This is a genomic window from Mesorhizobium sp. RCAM 05099, from assembly GCF_059683685.1.
This window is the reverse complement of record NZ_CM185035.1, coordinates 3,716,374-3,733,085: the sequence shown is the minus strand read 5'-3', so window position 1 is coordinate 3,733,085 and position 16,712 is coordinate 3,716,374. Positions and strand designations below refer to the sequence as shown.

At 62.0% G+C, this 16,712-nt stretch carries 20 protein-coding genes and 1 pseudogene; 13 read left to right on the top strand and 8 right to left on the bottom strand.

All coding sequences use genetic code 11. From position 1 onward, the window contains the following. Positions 1–21 precede the first annotated feature (21 nt). The 9 genes and pseudogenes from mobA to AC56QQ_RS18245 all read left to right on the top strand — a co-directional run bounded on the left by mobA (position 22) and on the right by AC56QQ_RS18245 (position 6,600). Entirely contained in the window at positions 22–654 is a 633-nt protein-coding gene (gene mobA, locus AC56QQ_RS18285) for a molybdenum cofactor guanylyltransferase MobA (protein ID WP_497122904.1), read from the top strand. Next, positions 651–1,160 (top strand): molybdopterin-guanine dinucleotide biosynthesis protein B, encoded by a 510-nt coding sequence (gene mobB / locus AC56QQ_RS18280; protein ID WP_497122903.1) that lies wholly within the window; start codon positions 651–653, stop codon positions 1,158–1,160. Before mobA ends, mobB begins: the two co-directional genes overlap by 4 nt. A 157-nt stretch (positions 1,161–1,317) precedes the next feature. After that, entirely contained in the window at positions 1,318–2,103 is a 786-nt protein-coding gene (locus AC56QQ_RS18275; RefSeq protein ID WP_091585816.1) for an ABC transporter substrate-binding protein, read from the top strand. Between the two features lie 80 nt (positions 2,104–2,183). Then, a complete protein-coding gene (locus tag AC56QQ_RS18270; RefSeq protein WP_497122902.1) occupies positions 2,184–2,903 on the top strand; it encodes an ABC transporter permease in 720 nt (239 codons plus the stop codon). Continuing rightward, the gene (locus AC56QQ_RS18265) at positions 2,900–3,721 is read left to right on the top strand and encodes an ABC transporter permease (RefSeq protein WP_489861362.1); all 822 of its coding nucleotides are present in this window, start codon (positions 2,900–2,902) and stop codon (positions 3,719–3,721) included. The genes AC56QQ_RS18270 and AC56QQ_RS18265 overlap by 4 nt, the downstream gene beginning before the upstream one ends. Positions 3,722–3,833: 112 nt before the next feature. Then, complete coding sequence (locus tag AC56QQ_RS18260) at positions 3,834–4,703, top strand: NAD(P)-dependent oxidoreductase (protein WP_489861363.1); 870 nt, start codon at positions 3,834–3,836, stop codon at positions 4,701–4,703. Then, positions 4,700–5,429: pseudogene (locus AC56QQ_RS18255) on the top strand (DNA alkylation repair protein). Before AC56QQ_RS18260 ends, AC56QQ_RS18255 begins: the two are co-directional and overlap by 4 nt. After that, complete coding sequence (locus tag AC56QQ_RS18250) at positions 5,426–5,965, top strand: GNAT family N-acetyltransferase (RefSeq protein WP_497122901.1); 540 nt, start codon at positions 5,426–5,428, stop codon at positions 5,963–5,965. Before AC56QQ_RS18255 ends, AC56QQ_RS18250 begins: the two are co-directional and overlap by 4 nt. 62 nt (positions 5,966–6,027) lie before the next feature. Beyond that, positions 6,028–6,600 (top strand): DUF3299 domain-containing protein, encoded by a 573-nt coding sequence (locus AC56QQ_RS18245; RefSeq protein ID WP_497122900.1) that lies wholly within the window; start codon positions 6,028–6,030, stop codon positions 6,598–6,600. A gap of 28 nt (positions 6,601–6,628) precedes the next feature. Here AC56QQ_RS18245 and AC56QQ_RS18240 read toward each other — a convergent pair whose 3' ends face one another. The 4 genes from AC56QQ_RS18240 to AC56QQ_RS18225 form a co-directional block, all read right to left on the bottom strand. Then, complete coding sequence (locus tag AC56QQ_RS18240) at positions 6,629–7,120, bottom strand: Lrp/AsnC family transcriptional regulator (RefSeq protein ID WP_006205209.1); 492 nt, start codon at positions 7,118–7,120, stop codon at positions 6,629–6,631. A 108-nt stretch (positions 7,121–7,228) separates the two neighbouring features. Beyond that, entirely contained in the window at positions 7,229–7,954 is a 726-nt protein-coding gene (locus tag AC56QQ_RS18235; RefSeq protein ID WP_489861366.1) for a uracil-DNA glycosylase family protein, read from the bottom strand. Then, entirely contained in the window at positions 7,894–8,505 is a 612-nt protein-coding gene (locus AC56QQ_RS18230; protein WP_497122899.1) for a glutathione S-transferase, read from the bottom strand. The genes AC56QQ_RS18235 and AC56QQ_RS18230 overlap by 61 nt, the downstream gene beginning before the upstream one ends. A 43-nt stretch (positions 8,506–8,548) precedes the next feature. Beyond that, positions 8,549–9,172, bottom strand: a complete 624-nt coding sequence (locus AC56QQ_RS18225) for a thermonuclease family protein (RefSeq protein ID WP_497100869.1) — start codon at positions 9,170–9,172, stop codon at positions 8,549–8,551. Positions 9,173–9,247: 75 nt separating this feature from the next. Here AC56QQ_RS18225 and AC56QQ_RS18220 point away from each other — a divergent pair, with 75 nt between their 5' ends. Next, the gene (locus AC56QQ_RS18220; protein WP_497122898.1) at positions 9,248–10,768 is read left to right on the top strand and encodes a sensor histidine kinase; all 1,521 of its coding nucleotides are present in this window, start codon (positions 9,248–9,250) and stop codon (positions 10,766–10,768) included. 33 nt (positions 10,769–10,801) lie between these two features. Here AC56QQ_RS18220 and AC56QQ_RS18215 read toward each other — a convergent pair whose 3' ends face one another. Continuing rightward, on the bottom strand, positions 10,802–11,800 hold the full coding sequence (locus AC56QQ_RS18215; protein ID WP_497129043.1) for a nicotinate-nucleotide--dimethylbenzimidazole phosphoribosyltransferase: 999 nt from the start codon (positions 11,798–11,800) through the stop codon (positions 10,802–10,804). Between the two features lie 199 nt (positions 11,801–11,999). On the opposite strand from AC56QQ_RS18215, the gene AC56QQ_RS18210 reads away from it, so the two are divergent. Both AC56QQ_RS18210 and AC56QQ_RS18205 read left to right on the top strand, forming a co-directional pair. After that, the gene (locus tag AC56QQ_RS18210; RefSeq protein WP_489863436.1) at positions 12,000–12,233 is read left to right on the top strand and encodes a DUF1289 domain-containing protein; all 234 of its coding nucleotides are present in this window, start codon (positions 12,000–12,002) and stop codon (positions 12,231–12,233) included. A 13-nt stretch (positions 12,234–12,246) separates the two neighbouring features. Beyond that, a complete protein-coding gene (locus AC56QQ_RS18205) occupies positions 12,247–12,948 on the top strand; it encodes a TIGR02281 family clan AA aspartic protease (RefSeq protein ID WP_497122897.1) in 702 nt (233 codons plus the stop codon). 16 nt (positions 12,949–12,964) lie between these two features. Here the strand turns inward: AC56QQ_RS18205 and dusA are convergent, their stop codons facing one another. Then, positions 12,965–13,924, bottom strand: a complete 960-nt coding sequence (gene dusA, locus AC56QQ_RS18200) for a tRNA dihydrouridine(20/20a) synthase DusA (protein ID WP_497122896.1) — start codon at positions 13,922–13,924, stop codon at positions 12,965–12,967. A gap of 124 nt (positions 13,925–14,048) precedes the next feature. Next, a complete protein-coding gene (locus AC56QQ_RS18195; RefSeq protein WP_497122895.1) occupies positions 14,049–15,251 on the bottom strand; it encodes an MFS transporter in 1,203 nt (400 codons plus the stop codon). A 342-nt stretch (positions 15,252–15,593) separates the two neighbouring features. On the opposite strand from AC56QQ_RS18195, the gene AC56QQ_RS18190 reads away from it, so the two are divergent. Next, positions 15,594–16,055, top strand: coding sequence for a pyridoxamine 5'-phosphate oxidase family protein (locus AC56QQ_RS18190; protein ID WP_497122894.1), 462 nt, complete (start codon positions 15,594–15,596; stop codon positions 16,053–16,055). Positions 16,056–16,335: 280 nt separating this feature from the next. Here the strand turns inward: AC56QQ_RS18190 and AC56QQ_RS18185 are convergent, their stop codons facing one another. After that, positions 16,336–16,638, bottom strand: a complete 303-nt coding sequence (locus AC56QQ_RS18185) for a DUF982 domain-containing protein (RefSeq protein WP_489861573.1) — start codon at positions 16,636–16,638, stop codon at positions 16,336–16,338. Positions 16,639–16,712 lie beyond the last annotated feature (74 nt).

The following is a 16,712-nucleotide window of genomic DNA, read 5'->3' as shown; positions in this document are numbered from 1 at the left end:
CTGGCGTACAGGCTCGATGGCATGAAACGAGACGTTGCGGGGATCATTCTGGCCGGTGGCCAGTCAAGACGGATGGGCGGAGGCGACAAGAGTCTGTTGCCGCTTGGCGGCGGCTGCCTGCTCGACCATGTCATCTTGCGTCTTGCCCCGCAGCTGGCGCCGCTGGCGCTCAGCGCCAATGGCGACCCGGCGCGGTTCTCCCGCTTTGGACTGCCGGTGCTTGCCGACACGGTCGCCGGCTTTGCCGGGCCGCTTGCCGGAATCCTGACCGGCCTCGAATGGGCCATCGCCAACACCGCTTGCGAGGCAATCGTCGCCGCTGCCGGCGACACGCCCTTCCTGCCGCTGGATCTTGTCGAGCGGCTGGCGGCGGCCACCGATCCGCGCCCCGGTTCGATTGCCGTTGCTTGCTCGGCCGGCAAGCGGCACCCGACCTTCACGCTCTGGCCGACCGATTGTCGCGAAGCCTTGCGGCGCTTTCTGGTCGACGAGGACAACAGGCGGGTTTCGGCCTTCATCGAGCGGCATGATTTTGTCGACGTGGAATTTCCCGTCCCGCAATCCGCGGGCCAACCGATCGACCCTTTCTTCAATATCAACGAGCCTGATGATCTTGCCCGGGCCGAGCGTCTGTTGCAGAGCATGAAACCATGAACAGACGCGTCTTCGGCATCACCGGCTGGAAGAACTCCGGCAAGACGACATTGACCGAGAAGCTGGTCGCCGAGCTTGTCCAGCGCGGCTGGAAGGTCTCGACGGTGAAGCATGCCCATCATGACTTCGACATCGACAAGCCTGGAGCCGACAGCTTTCGTCACCGGCAGGCCGGCGCCATGGAAGTCGCGATCGTCTCCGGTGTTCGCTGGGCGCTGATGCACGAACTGCGCGGCGAGGATGAGCCGACGCTGGAGGCGGTTCTGTCGCGGCTCGCGCCTTGCGACATAGTGCTGGTCGAGGGCTACAAGCGCGAGGCCCATCGCAAGATAGAAACCCGCCGGCGGGAAGCGAAGGACCGGACACCGCTTTCGGCGAGTGATCCTGCCATCATCGCCGTGGCCGCCGACTTCACGACGGAGGGCGAAAGCCTGCCAGTGTTCGATCTCGACGATACAAAGTCGATAGCCGACTTCATCGAGCGTGCCACCGGGCTCGTTGCTTGAGAGGTAACGCAGCGGCAGAATAGCATTGCCTATTTTTGTGGTTTTGCAGTTGCTTTTTTCTTGGAAAGAATGGGAGTATCGCCTAAGCGGGCGGTCAAAAGCACCGCCCCACAGAGCCGTTTCGGAACGACGGCCGGGACATAAAGAGAGGACTATCATGCGTATTGCACTGCGTATCGCGCTTGCCGCATCGGCTGCGCTGCTGACGCTCGGCGTAGCCCAGGCCCAGGAGAAGACCCTGAGGATCGGCACCGAAGGCGCCTACCCTCCATTCAACAACCTGACTTCCGATGGCCAGCTTGTCGGCTTTGACATCGACATCGCCAAGGCGCTTTGCGATGAAATGAAGGTCAAGTGCACCTTCGTCGCCCAGGATTGGGACGGCATTATCCCGGCACTGCAGGCCGGCAAGTTCGACGCCATCGTCGCCTCGATGTCGATCACGCCGGAGCGGAAAGAGAAGGTCGACTTCACCCACAAATACTACAACACGCCGTCGGCGCTCGCCGTGCCGAAGGACAGCACGCTGAAGGGCGTGACCAAGGAAGATCTCGCCGGCAAGACCGTCGGCGTCGCCACGACGACCACCCATTTCAACTATGCCACGAAAACCTTCACCGACAGCACCGTGAAGGGATACCCGAGCAGCCCCGAGGAGCAGGCAGATCTTGCCAATGGTCGCCTCGACGCCATCGAGGACGATATCGTCGTGCTGCAGCAGTGGCTGGATTCGCCTGATGGCGCCTGCTGCAAGATTCTCGGCCAGCCGTCGCCGCAACCGGTCGAGATCTTCGGGCCGGGCGCCGGCATTGCCGTACGCAAGGGCGAGACCGACCTGGTCAACAAGCTCAATGCCGCCATCGACGCCATCCGCGCCAATGGAAAATACAAGGAAATCAACGACAAGTACTTCAAGTTCGACGTCTTCGGCGCCGAGTCCTGATAGACAGGATCAAGACGGCGGGGAAATTCCCCGCCGTCTTTCCATTCATCTTGGTAACGCCGTGGGGATAAGACCTGTCAATGCCAGCCCAGAGCATATGGACACTTCTCAGTTGGGGACCTGACGGCTGGCTTGATGATATTGCTTATGGCGTCATTGTGACGGTTCTTCTTGCACTGGCGACGCTCCCTATCGGTTTGGCGATTGGTTTTTTTGTCGCGATGGGCAAGCAGTCCGAAGAGCCTTCGCTGCGCCTGGCTGCCAACATCTACACCACGGTCTTTCGTGGCCTGCCGGAACTGGTGACGCTTTTCCTGTTCTTTTTCGGCATGCCGATCCTGCTGCAACACCTCGTCCGATATTTCCGCCCTGAAGCGACCATAGACGTCAACAGCTTCTTCGCCGGGATGATTGTGCTCGCACTGATCTTCTCTTCCTACGCCAGCGAGGTTTTCCTTTCGGCCTTTCGCGCCATCCCGAAGGGGCAATATGAGGGTGGCTATTCCATTGGCCTGTCGAAATGGCAGACGATGCGCAAGGTGATCTTGCCGCAATTGCTTCGTATCGCGTTCCCCGGCCTGGAAAACTGCTGGCTCAGCCTGCTCAAGGACACGTCCCTGGTTTCGGTCGTCGGTCTTGCCGAGACGTTGCGCAACGCCGGTGTGGCGGCGCGCGTCACCAAGCATTCGTTCCTGTTCTACAGCCTGGCGGCCCTGGTCTTTCTTGGTCTGGCGGTTGTGTCGTCCTTCGCCACCAGTGCCATATTGCGCTCGCTCGGCAAACGAGAGGCGCAACGATGAGCGCTACGGCCGCCATGGTCGAACGGCCGCCACCACGAGCGCGCGGCTGGCCGCGCCGGCGCATCATCGGCTATGCGCTGGTCTGTCTGTGGGCAGCCTTTGGCCTCGGTATCGTCAGCTACCTCTTCTTTGCCTGGAACGCCGCCTTCTTCGCCAAATACGCGCCGGCCTATCTGCAAGGACTCGGCGTCACCCTGTCGCTGGTTGCCATTTCGATGGTGCTTGGCGCGATTTTGTCGGTGCCGGTTGCCTATGGGCGCATGTCCAGGAACCGGATTCTGTCCGGACTTGCCTATTGTTACGTCTACTTCTTCCGCGGCACGCCGCTGCTGGTTCAGACGTTTCTGGTCTACTACGGGCTGGGCTCGTTCAGGCCGCAACTCCAGATGGTCGGGCTCTGGGATTTTTTCAAAGACGCCTTCAACTGCGGCGTCTTCGCCTTTGCACTCAACACCGCCGCCTACCAGGCCGAGATCCTGCGCGGCGCCATTGAGAGCGTGCCCAAGGGCCAATGGGAAGGGGCTGCTTCGCTCGGCCTGCACAAGCTGCAGACGTTGCGCAAGATCATCCTGCCTCAAGCATTGATCGTCGCTTTGAGGCCCTATGGCAACGAGCTGATCCTGATGGTCAAGGCTTCGGCGATCGTCGCCATCATCACCGTCTACGATCTGATGGGTAACGCAAAGCTCGCCTTCGCCAACAGCTTCGACATCCAGGCCTATATCTGGGTGGCCTTGGTGTATCTTGTCATGGTCGAGTTGTTGCGCCACGCGATCGAATGGATCGAGCGCCGGATCACCATTCACCTGAAACGGTGACCCCTTCAAACGCTGCTGTGCCAGTCGATCGGGCTACGCACGTCTTGACGAATTGAGCTCAGAGCCTAGAGCTTTCGCAGCAAATTCCGTTCTCATTCTGAAGGGCAAGCTTATGGCATCTGTGGCATTTCTCGGTCTTGGCGTGATGGGCTATCCAATGGCCGGGCACCTCAGGAACAAGGGCGGCCACGACGTCACCGTCTACAACCGCACGAAAGCGAAAGCCGAGCAATGGGTTGGCCAACACGGCGGCAGCTTCGCTGTAACGCCGGCGGAGGCGGCCGAGGGCAAGGATTTCGTCTTTTCCTGCGTCGGCAATGACGACGATTTGCGTTCGGTGACGACAGGACCGGACGGCGCCTTCAAATCGATGAAGAAGGGTTCGGTTTTCATCGACAACACCACCGCCTCGGCCGAGGTGGCGCGTGAACTGGCGGCGGCGGCGGAAGCGCGCGGCTTTTCATTCCTCGATGCTCCGGTCTCAGGCGGCCAGGCCGGTGCCGAGAACGGCGTTCTCACTGTCATGGTCGGCGGCGATCAGGAAGCCTTCGACAAGGCCAGGCCCGTCATCGATGCCTTTGCCCGCATGGTCGGCCTGATGGGCTCCGCAGGCGCTGGCCAGCTCACCAAGATGATCAACCAGATCTGCATCGCCGGACTGGTGCAGGGACTGGCCGAAGGCATCCATTTCGGCAAGAAGGCCGGGCTCGACATCGAGAAGGTGATCGAGGTGCTTTCCAAGGGTGCTGCCGGGTCCTGGCAGATGGAGAACCGCCACAAGACGATGAATGCCGGCAAGTATGATTTCGGCTTCGCCGTCGACTGGATGCGCAAGGATCTCGGGATCTGCCTGGACGAGGCCGACCGCAACGGCGCCAAGCTGCCGGTGACCGCACTTGTCGATCAGTTCTACAAGGATGTGCAGGCGATGGGCGGCAAGCGCTGGGATACGTCCTCGCTGCTGGCACGGCTGGAGAAATAGCACTTGGCTGCCATGTCTCAGCCAGATCCCGATTGGACGGCCGATGACATCGTTGCCCATCTGAAGGCATTGCGCGCTCCGGAAAATCTTTCCGGCATGGCGCGGTTCGGCATCAACATCGCGACCGCGCTCGGCATCGGCAATTCGAATTTGCGGCCGTTGGCGCGCAAGGTGAAGCGCAACCACGAGCGGGCCCTCGTGCTATGGGACAGCGGCATTCGCGAGGCGCGGCTGATGGCGGCGTTCACCGGCGAGCCGAAAAAGATCACCATCGAAGAATGCCGCCGCTGGGCGGGCGACTTCGATTCCTGGGAGGTCGTCGACAGCGTCTCGGACCTGTTTGCCGCAACGCCTTTCTGGCGCGACCTTATCGACGAGTTCGCCACGGATGAGCGCGAATTCGTCCGCCGAACCGCGTTTGCCATGCTGGCATGGGCAACGGTGCATTTGAAGAAGGAGCCGGACGCAACCTTCTTGAATTATCTGCCATTGATAGAGGCTCATGCCGGCGATCCGCGCAACTTCGTCAGGAAGGCAGTGAACTGGGCGCTGCGGCAGATCGGCAAGCGGTCTTTGAACCTGTACGGCCCTGCCCTTGCCCTGGCGCAAAAGCTGACAGCCTCGGCGGACAAGACGGCGCGCTGGATCGGCAAGGATGCCGTCAAGGAACTGACCGCCCGCAAAACGCTCGAGCGTCTGTCGGCAAGGACGATGCCCAAGACATGATCGACCTGGATTTCGTTCCTGTCACCAGGCAGACATGGCCGGACTTCGAGACCCTGTTCGAACAGTCGGGTGGCCCGAAATACTGCTGGTGCATGAGTTGGCGGGAGCTTGCTGGCCGTCAGTCGAGCAGCGGTGCCGACAAGAAGCGGGCGATGGAGTCGACCGTCGCGGCCGGAACACCAGTGGGCATCATCGCGCGCGGTGGTGAGGAAGTCGTTGGCTGGTGCTCCGTTGCGCCACGCGAGTCTTTCAGAAAGTTGTCGCCGGACCAGAATGACAATGAGAAAGACATCTGGTCCATCGTCTGCTTCTTCGTCGCTCGCCCTCACCGTGCTGTCGGCATCGGCGCTCGTTTGCTTGAGGCCGCCGTCGATCACGCCTTCACGAGCGGCGCATCCGCTGTCGAGGCCTATCCGGTCGATCCGGATTCGCCGAGCTTCCGCTTCATGGGCTTCAAGTCGATGTTTGCCGCGCGCGGGTTCCACGAAACCGGCATGGCCGGTTCTCGCCGACATGTGATGCGGCTCGTCCGTTGACGTCATTGGCAGCGGCGGCTTTACTTGACCTCAAAGGGCGCGGCCTCGGAACGGATCAGCCAATGAGCCATCATCCCAAATCAACCATGGCGCTCGCCACCGCGTTGTTGGTCTCCGTTGCCGCCACCGATGCCTCGGCCGAGACCGCGCACATTTTCTGGAAGGATCTGCGCCCGGCGACGCAAGCCGCAGCCGAAAACGCCGGGCTGCCGATGATTGCGGCCAAGATGCCAGATCACGGTGAAACGCTCTCTGTCGACCTGCGGGACAAGACCATCCAGTTGGCCGGCTATGCATTGCCTGTCGATCGCGACGGCGACCTGGTCTATCAGTTCCTGCTGGTGCCATGGACGGGCGCCTGCAGTCACATGCCGACACCGCCGCCCAACCAGATCGTGCTGGTCACGCCAGCCCATCCCTACAAGATGTCGGAGGCTTATCAGCCGGTTGCGGTCACCGGCACGCTGACGCCCGGGATGGAGAAGAGCCAGCTTTTCATCCTCGACGGCGTCAGCGTCATCCAGTCGGGCTATATGGTACGCAAGGCGGATGTGGTGAGCGTCGACAACGTGCCAGACACGATCACGCTACCGGTCAACTCGCCGTGGAGTTTCCTCAACAAAAAGAAGAACTAAGCAGGACGGATCCTGTGTGAGGTCACGCTCAGGCGGCGTTGGCGCCCGATTCCTTGTCCAGCACCATGTAGTCGAGCGGAATCTCGGTCGTGTACTTGATCTGCTCCATGGCAAACGACGACGACACGTCGCGGATCTCGATCTTGGCGATCAGACGCTTGTAGAACGCGTCATAGGCGGCGATATCGGGCACCACCACGCGCAGGAGATAGTCGACGTCGCCGCTCATGCGGTAAAACTCGACCACCTCGGGAAACTCCTGGATGACCTCGGAGAAGCGCCGCAGCCATTCATGGCTGTGCGAATTGGTGCGGATCGACACGAAGACGGTGACCCGCACATTGACCTTTTCGTGGTCGAGGATGGCGACGCGCCGCTTGATGACGCCCTCCTCCTCGAGCTTCTGGATGCGCCGCCAGCAAGGTGTCGTCGACAGCCCGACCTTCTTGGCAACGTCGGCGACCGCGAGTGTCGCATCCTCCTGCAAAAGGCGGAGAATTTTTCTATCGAGGCGGTCCATTTCGTGCTCCCAAGGGAATAGATTGGCTATAGTCCGCCTTATCAGGGCCTTTCACAAGAAAGAAATTCTGCCGATTGGCGCAAAAGCGAGTGATTTCTTGCTGAAAGGTCAACCAAGGCGATAGCGGATTTCCGCTCGCAGGAAAGGCAGCAAATCCATTTCAAACCAGGGGTTCTTCTTCAACCAGCCGGTGTTTCGCCATGATGGATGGGGCAGCGGCAGCACTTTCGGGCCGGAGGAAGTCTCCCAGATGGCACGCCAGTCCATCACCGTTTCCGTCAGCGAAGGCCGGCGCGCGGCACCCATGTGCCAGGACTGCGCGTAGATGCCGATCGTCAGCACCAAATCGATGCGAGGCATCAAGGCCATCAAAGGCGCGCGCCAGGCCGGGGCGCATTCGCGCCTCGGCGGCAAGTCCCCGCCCTTGGCATCCTGCCCGGGAAAGCAGAAGCCCATCGGCACGATGGCGAATTTCTCGATGTCGTAGAATTCGTCGCTTGCCACCCCGAGCCAGCTGCGCAGGCGGTCGCCGGAGGCGTCGGTGAACGGCATGCCCGTGACATGCACCTTGGTTCCCGGCGCCTGGCTGGCGATCAGGATGCGGGCCTTGGACGAAGGTCGCAGCACTGGCCGTGGCTCGTGCGGCAGCGGTTTGCCGATCGGATTCTCGACGCAGATTCGGCAAGCGCGAACCGTCGCTGCAAAACTATCAAGCGCATCCTGGTCGACCATGGTCTTGTCCGAAAACCGGCTTCCATTTTTCAGGATCATGGTTAGGCGGCGGCGCTCGGTCGGCTGGAAACCGCCTGATGCCAGCGCAACACATTGGTGCATTCCTCCGGCACTTTGATACGTGCCGGTTTCATGAAGTCGACGGCGATCAGGCCTGTGATGTCGGCGATCGAATAGCTGTCGCCGGCTATGAACTCCCGGCTGCCCAGTTCACTGTCCAGAATCGTGAGGAACTCCACGGCCTTCGGCTTGTTGGCCTCGCCCCATTCGGCAATTTGCGGGATTTCCCATTCCTTCATGGCCGGGTGGATGTGACGAAAGGCCTGCGCGACGCAGCTGAGCAGGTTGAACTCCATCCGTCTCTGCCACATCTCGACCTGTGCCTTGCCGAGGGCGCCGCGTCCGAACAGGGCCGGCTCCGGATGCAACTCCTCGAAATAGCGGCAGATGGCAACGGATTCGGTGATGACGGTGCCGTCGTCGAGCTCCAGCACCGGCAGGCGTTGCAGAGGGTTGCGCGAGCTGACCGCCTGATTCCTGTGCTCCAGCGCGCCCATGTCGACAGGCACCAGCGGCACCGTGATGCCTTTCTCGGCCAGGAAAACGCGCACCCGCCGTGGATTGGGCGCCCGGCCGCCGTCGAAGAGCTTCATTCCATCCTCCCGTTCGTTGTCGGTCCAGTTACAGGATGCGCGATCACCAGAAACGGAAAATCTCGCGCACGGCATCGCCGATCGACGCCAGCGTGCCGTGCTTTCTTTCGACGATTTGGCCGTGATGGCTGTCGCGCCAATCCTGCGGTTGGTCGAATGTGCCCGCCCAGATGCCGGCCTTTCCCGCGCGGGCGTTGGCTTCCTCGCTCTCGTAGTCGCCATAGGCAACCGCCCAGCCCGCCTCGACCTGCGCACGGTTGATATCCTTGCCACCGGCGGTGCAGTCGCCAAGCAGCCGCCCATAGCGGTCACGCTGCCAGCCGCTGCAGGAAACGGGCTTGCCGGCGATCAGCCGCACCAGCGATTGGCGCGCAAGCGTCCCGCACGGATAGTCGGCGCCATTCTTGCGGCAGGTCTGCGAATACTCCGGGGCATCGATTCCACGCATGCGGATGCGCTCGGTGCCGAGCGTGATCGAATCGCCGTCATTGACGATTGCAGCCCCTTCCGCCTTGCGGGTTTCCACCCGGTCGAGGCGAGCCGCCAGCAGGATCAGCAATCCGAGAATGACGACGGTAAGCCCGTAGTCCAGCAGCCGGCGCCACAAGCTTCTCTGACGTGGCGCGGCGTATCGCCGGCGCGGCCCTGGGGCCCATGAACGGCTCATATGGCAAACGGTTGGTTAATCATTCGAACGTAGCTTAACACTTGGAAACCGCTGCTCGCATAAATTGAAGTTTTGATGCCCTTGCAACGCTCGAATACAGCGGACAAGTTCATTGTGGACCGCAGGAAACGCCATCGCAACAGCGATGTCGCGCGCGCGGTGCGCAAGACGCGCGACCGTCTTTCGCAGCAGGCCGGCAATCCTGATTTCGATCGCGAACTGCTGAAGCTCCACGCCCGCTCCATGACAAGCGGCGCCATCGCCATTCCGCTTCTCGTCCTGGCGATCGCGGCAGCCGGCCGGCTCGCCGGCGTCGGCAACGAGATCGGCCTCTGGGCGCTGTTCACGCTGACCTGCTACACCCTCGTCGCCTTCATGGCCCGGCGCGTTGAGCGTGCGGAAGCTTCTGAACTCACCCCCTTGCAAACACGACGGGAATTCCTGCTCGGCCATTTCCTGTGTGGCCTCGGCTGGGGCTGGTTCGTGTGGCTCGGCTGCGGTGCCTGCCAGGTCGACCAGTTCCAGGTGGCCAAGGCGGTGGTGCTGCTGTTCATCATGGCGGCGACCGCGGTCATGGCTTCATCCCTGCGCGGGGCGTTGTTGGCGACCTTTGCGGTTCCGGTAGCGTTCTACACCTATGCCGTGGTCAAGCTATGGATGCCGGTCGAGGCGATCATGACCGGGCTGCTGGTCGTGTCGCTGCCCTTCTTCGCCTATGTGGCTCGCCACCTCAACCGCTCCTCCCTGATGCTGCTATCGTTCCGCTCCGAAAAGGATGCGCTGATCGCCGAACTGGAGACGGCGAAATCGATGTCGGACGAAGCGCGGCGGCGGGCGGAGGATGCCAATCTGGCGAAGTCGCGGTTCCTCGCCTCTATGAGCCACGAACTGCGCACGCCACTCAACGCCATTCTCGGTTTTTCCGAGGTGATGTCGAACGAGGTGCTGGGGCCGATGAGCAACCCCACCTATCGCGACTACGCCCATGACGTGCATGAATCTGGCCAGCATCTGCTCGACCTGATCAACGAGATCCTCGACCTGTCGCGCATCGAGGCCGGCCGCTACCAGCTCAACGAGGAGCCGTTGATGCTGCTCAACATCGTCGAGGATTGCTGCCACATGATGGAACTGAAGGCACGCAACAAGGATATCCGCGTTGTCCAGGATTTCGAGCATGAGTTGCCGCGCCTGTTCGCCGATGAGCGGGCGGTGCGTCAGATCACCCTCAACCTTCTGTCGAATGCCATCAAGTTCACCGCCACCGGCGGCGAAATTCGCGTTCGCGTCGGCTGGACGGCGGGCGGCGGTCAATACATTTCGGTCAAGGACAATGGTCCCGGCATACCCGAGGACGAGATCCCGATTGTGCTCTCGGCCTTCGGCCGGGGCTCGATCGCCATCAAGAGTGCCGAGCAAGGCACAGGTCTTGGCCTGCCGATCGTGCAGGGGTTGCTAGCCATGCATGGCGGCGAGTTCGAACTTCATTCCAAGCTGCGCGAGGGCACCGAGGCGATCGCCATCTTCCCGCTGAGCCGGGTGATGGAAGAGCTGCCCGCGCTGCCGACCGCGGCGGTGGCGGCGCGCCGGCGCTAACGGAAGTCGTCCCGACATAGCCTTGTCTGGTGCCTAGTTACGAACAGCCGCGGCCATGCCCGAACTGGTCAGTGCCGCCGCCTTGACCAGACCAGCGGCAAGAGCGGCCCCTACCCCTTCGCCATGACTTATACCGAGGTCGAGCAACGGGCGCAGACGAAGGCGTTCGGCGACCCGCGCATGCGCGCGCTCTGGAGACAGGCTGGCGACAAGACAGTGGTCGAGTGCTGTGGGGTTGGCGGCATGCAGCACCGCTGCGGCCGCCATTGCCGCGACTCCGTCGAGCAGAACCGGAATCTTCTGCATCCGTGCGGCGAGGATGGCGCCGGCTATCGCCGCGAACTCGCGGCCGCCAACCCGGCGCAGCGCCTCAAACGGGTCGCCGAGATGGCCGCCGTGAAAGGCCAGCGCCGCATCGACCACGTCAGCCTTGCGTGCCTGCATCGCCGCATCGGCGCCCGACCCCGGACCGACCCAGTCAACGCCCCTGCCCCCGAACAGCGCCGCGAACAGGGCGGCGGCGACGGTGGAGTTGCCGACACCCATGTCGCCAAGGCAAAGCAGATCCGTGCCGCCCGCGATCGCTTCCATGCCGAAGGCCATGGTGGCGGCGCAGCCACGCTCATCAAGCGCTGCATCCTCGCTGATGTCGGCGGTCGGGATGTGCAGGGCAAGATCGAAAACCTTCAAGCCGAGATCGTTGGCGATGCAGATCTGGTTGATCGCGGCACCTCCCGCCGCGCAAAGCTCGACCGCATTGGCGGTCGCCGCCATCGGGCGAGGTGAAATGCCGTGGTGGGTGACGCCATGGTTGCCGGCAAAGACCGCCATCGACGGTCTCGTCACCGCGGGCGGAGCACGGCCGCTCCAGGCGGCCAGCCAGGCGGCAATGTCCTCGATTCGGCCAAGTGAATTCCTGGGCTTGTCGGCCTTGGCAAACAGCGAGCGCACGCGGGCCTCTGCTGTCGTGTCGGCCGCCGGCAGGTTGGCGAGCAGGTTACGAAAACCGTCGAAAGGCAGTGCGCTGGTCATGTCGTTGGCGATCATTCCATGGAGTTGGGGAGCGGCATAGCCGCGTTGCGTGGTCGGCACAACCTCCTGGATCATCCTCCTGCATTTGCCGCAAAGGTGGTCCCGGAAGGCGCAATCGCGAGGGCTTGCATTGGCATTGCGGTTGCACCATGTGGAGATGGAACAAGGGATTCCGGCAGGAAGCCCTCAAGAGAAAGTCATGACGGCCATCGAATCCCCCTGCATCCTGGTCTGTTCGATCGACATGAAAACCGGCTTCTGTTTCGGTTGCGGTCGCACGCGCGAGGAAATCGGCGCCTGGATGGGAATGACGCCGGAAACGCGCCGCAGTGTCATGGCTGAATTGCCTGCTCGCCTGGAGACGGTCGAGCGCCGGCCACGTCGCGAAACGCGCCGCACCCGCATAGCGCGCGAACGCGACGCCCTTTCGTGAGGCGGCCACGCGGATGAGGTTGTTCTGGATACTGATGGCGGCGATCGGGGTGGGAACGGTCCTGCTGATGTTCAACGATTCCGGCGGCAGCACGCTCGGCGTCGAGAATTACGATTTCAGCCGGTTGATCTGGCTTGGCGCCTTTGGCGCTCTTATCGGCGCCGGTCTGCTGCGGTCGGGTCGACCGTTGGGCGCCATGGCCCGCAACCTCGGCGCCTGGGCGGCAATCGTGCTCGTGCTGATCGCTGGCTACCAGTATCGTTACGAACTGCAGGATATTGCCAGCCGGGTGACCGCTGGTCTTGTTCCCGGCAGTCCGCTCGCCCTGGGTATCGAGGATGGCCACGCCACGGTGACGCTCGACAAGGCCGACAATGGTCATTTCGAAGCGAGAATCCTGATCAACGGCAATCCGGTGCGGGCCGTTGTCGATACCGGCGCGACCAGCACCGTGCTGACGTCGGAGGACGCGCAAGCCGCCGGTTTCAATCCAGCGGCGCTTAACTACACCATACCGGTCTCGACCGCCAACGGCATGGCGCGCGCCGCCGCCGTGAAAACCGACGAGGTGGCGATCGGCGGCATCGTGCGCAAGGACATGTCGGTGATGGTCGCGGCACCGGGCATGCTCAGCCAGAGTCTGCTCGGTATGAACTTCATTGGCTCGCTGTCGGGCTTCGACGTGCGCGGCGACCGCATGATCCTCAGGGATTGAAACCAGCCTAGACGTATCAGGCCGCTTCGGCCGCCGCACCACTGAATTCAACGGCGGCGAAAGCCCTCTTCAGCACATCCGGTCCGGCGCCGGGCCGGGTCGCGTCGGTGGACAGGATCTGGCGGTAGCGGCGCGCCCCGGGCAATCCGTGGAACAGCCCGACCATATGGCGGGTGACATGGCCAAGCCGGCCGCCCTGCTCGATATGGTGTGCCGCATAGTCCGCCATCCTGTCGATCAGCGCGGCGAAATCGAACGCATCTGACTTGACGCCATAGAAGGCGGCATCGACGCCGGCCAGAATGCCAGGCGTGTGGTAGGCCGCGCGGCCAAGCATCGCGCCGTCGACATGAACGAGATGCGCTCGCGCCTCTTCAATCGACTGAATGCCGCCATTTATACCTATGAATTCGTTTGGTTTTCTGACCTTCAGCCGATAGACGCGGCCATAGTCGAGCGGCGGAATGTCACGATTTTCCTTGGGGCTCAGCCCTTCCAGCCAGGCCTTGCGCGCATGCACCCACAACGCATCGGCGCCGGCATCGAAAACACCGTCCGCCAGCGCATCGAGCGCCGGCTCGGGATCCTGCTCGTCGACGCCGATTCGGCATTTGACGGTGACGGGAATTGTCACCGCCGCCTTCATCGCCGCGACGCAGCCGGCGACGAGATCAGGCACCTTCATCAGGCAGGCGCCAAACGTGCCAGACTGGACGCGGTCCGACGGACAGCCAACATTGAGGTTGATCTCGTCATAACCGAAGGTTTCGCCAATGCGCGCCGCCTCGGCAAGCTTGCCTTGATCGGAGCCGCCAAGCTGCAGCGCGACCGGATGTTCCGTCTCATCGAAGCCAAGCAACCGCTCGCGCGCGCCCTGGATGATCGCGTCGGCGACCACCATCTCGGTGTAGAGCAGCGCGCGGCTCGTCAGCTGGCGATGGAAGAACCGGCAATGCCGGTCCGTCCAGTCCATCATGGGTGCAATCGCTAGTTGCATATCTGACATGTGCGTTCGTTACCTTTTCGAGCACCAGCCGTCCAGTCAAATTTGCCTCTACACCTCGAAGCTCGAAGGTGGGAAGAGTCCTTCCGTCAAGCGCTCATTGTCCGCCCGTTCCAAGATGCTTGACGTCGGCAACCAACATCAGCAGGGCGAGACTGCCCACAACTGCACAAGCTGCGCCAAAGAGAAACACGGCGGCGTGGCCGACCCCGTCCCAGAGCCATCCGGCGACAAGGCTGGCTACCAGACCGAACAACCCCACCGTCGTGTTGTACCAGCCGACTCCGCTGGCGCGAAGCTGCTCCGGCACGTGGTCGCTCGCCAACGCTTTGCCGACGGAGCGGAACATTCCCTGATAGAGCCCGTAAAACACGAAGAGCACCGCGATCAGCGCGACGTGTCGGGTCAAGGCGAAGCCGAGATAAGTGACTAGGAAGATGGCGAACGCCAGGAGCAGGATGTTTCTCCTGCCCAATCTGTCCGACAGAAACCCCGCCGGGTAGGAGACCAGCGCGGCGACAAGGTTGAAGCCCGCATAGATCAGGATCGTCGTCGTCAATGAGGCGCCGATATCCTTGGTCTGCAGGATCAGAAAGGCGTTGCTGGAATTGCCGATGCCGAACAGGGCCGTCGCCAGGAGATACTTCCAGTAGGCCCTGGGAAATCGTCTGAAGCTGACGTCGATCTTCGCTTTCGCCATCAGCTCGACGGGCCGTTCCTCGACGAGAAGGACCATCAGGAAGGCGAGAAGACCTGGAATAACCGCGAGATAGAAAATCAGGCGCGTGTCGAGATGCCATACGATGAGCAGCAAGACAGCGAGCAACGGCCCCAGGAACGCGCCCGCGTTATCGCCAACTCCTTCGAGCCCGAAGGCCCTTCCCCTGTTCGCCTCGTCCACGGAGGAGGCGATAAGCGCATCGCGCGGGGCCGAGCGGGTACCGGTGCCGAGCCGATCCAGGAATCGCCCGCCCAGAACGCCTTGCCAAATCGTGGCGACGCCCATAACTGGCTTGCCGATCGCGGCCAGCAGGTAACCCGCCAGGGCGATGGGCTTTCTCCTTTGCAGCTTGTCCGAGAGCGAGCCGGAAAAGCCCTGGACGATGTTCTGCGTCGCGTCAGCGACGCCCTCCACCAAGCCGACCACGCTCCCGCTGGCCTTCAAGGTCTGCGTGAGGAAAATCGGCAGGACCGGATAGAGCATCTCCGTCGAGATGTCCGCGAACAGGCTGGCCAAGGCCAGAAGAAACGTATTGCGCGAGAGCCCGGCGAAGGGTTGATGCCTCGTTGCAATGGCCATGGCTTGCTAGCTCCGACTCTTTCCTGATCATCTCCAGCGAGCAGAAACCAAAATACCAGTTTCTTGATGCGCATCACGGATATTGCGGTGCGTGTTCGGGTCCTGCGATCCCGCGGCCCTGATCCGCACGAACAAGCGGTCGACCTAGTGGAGCAACGGTCCGGCCGTCGTCATGTCAGCCATTTGCGATGGTCCCGCGATCACGGTCCGGCTGCACCCGCGGGTTGCTGCGCTCCGAAGCACGGCCGGAACCCTGTTGACCAAACAGACGCGGCGGTTTGACCCAAATCATTGCGAATGCTGCTGCCAAGGTGTGAAATTACAGCATGGGAGATAGTATCGATGCTGATCCGCACACTGTCTGCATTGGAATGCACGAAATTGCTGACGTCCAATCGTGTCGGCCACTTGGCATGTGCCAAGGACGGACAGCCCTACGTCGTGTGCTTCAACTACGCTTACGCCGATTATCACCTTTATGCGTTCTCCTTGCCGGGGAAGAAGATCGACTGGATGCGGACCAATCCCCTTGTGTGCGTCCAGATCGACGAACACGGCCAGGGGCGAGGATGGAGAAGCGTGATTGTCGACGGCCGCTTTGAAGAACTGCCTGACCGGGTCGGCCACAAGCTTCAGCGCGATCACGCGTGGTCAGTGTTGAGCAAGCATGCGGACTGGTGGGAGCCAGGTGCCCTCAAGCCTGTGATGCCTCCCGTGTCAGATAGCATACCGCACGTTTTCTTCCGGATCCTCATCGAGCAGGTGTCTGGCCGGGAAGCGAGTGACCGGGAAGCAAGCGAGTAGGCTGTCCACCGTTTGATGCATGCGCCGAACCACAAGTGTGGATTGCGTCGACACGATTGTTTTCAGTCTTTGAATTGCAGGCGCGCCGCCGATCGGCTGCATCAGTTCGGCGTGAGGATGCCTTGTGCTCCCCGGCGCGTGGCCAGTGGCAAGGGGGCTATAGAATCGTGCGAAAGCCCCGGCTCCGGGCCGGCCCATTTGCCGTTCTCACCGGAGGCGCAGAACAAACCCTGCCGCAGCCATCACGGGCGCAGCCTTCGAACTCAACAGAATTCGGCGCCTACCGCCTCAACGCGTAGATGTTTTCGATATGGTCGCCACCGACGGGCAGCGCCATGTCGTCGTCCAGCAGGCGGGTGATGCGGGCAAATCCGGTAAAAGCCTTTCTCGCTTCCTCGGCCGACATGTTGCCGGACAGCGCGGCGGAGCAGCAATTCAAGGCGCACTGATAAACCGGTCCGCGGCGCCCTGTTGGCCACTTACGCAGGAACACCATCGCTTCGGCAACGCTGTCGACTTCCTGAACTGGGTACCCCACCCCGGACGCAAGGCGCACGGGCGTGAAGAAATGCAAGCGGTCCATATGTTTCCTCCCGGTCGATCGCCCTCCGCTCGATCGAACCCCATTAAACTCCCGGATGGGCATTTGGTTCCAGA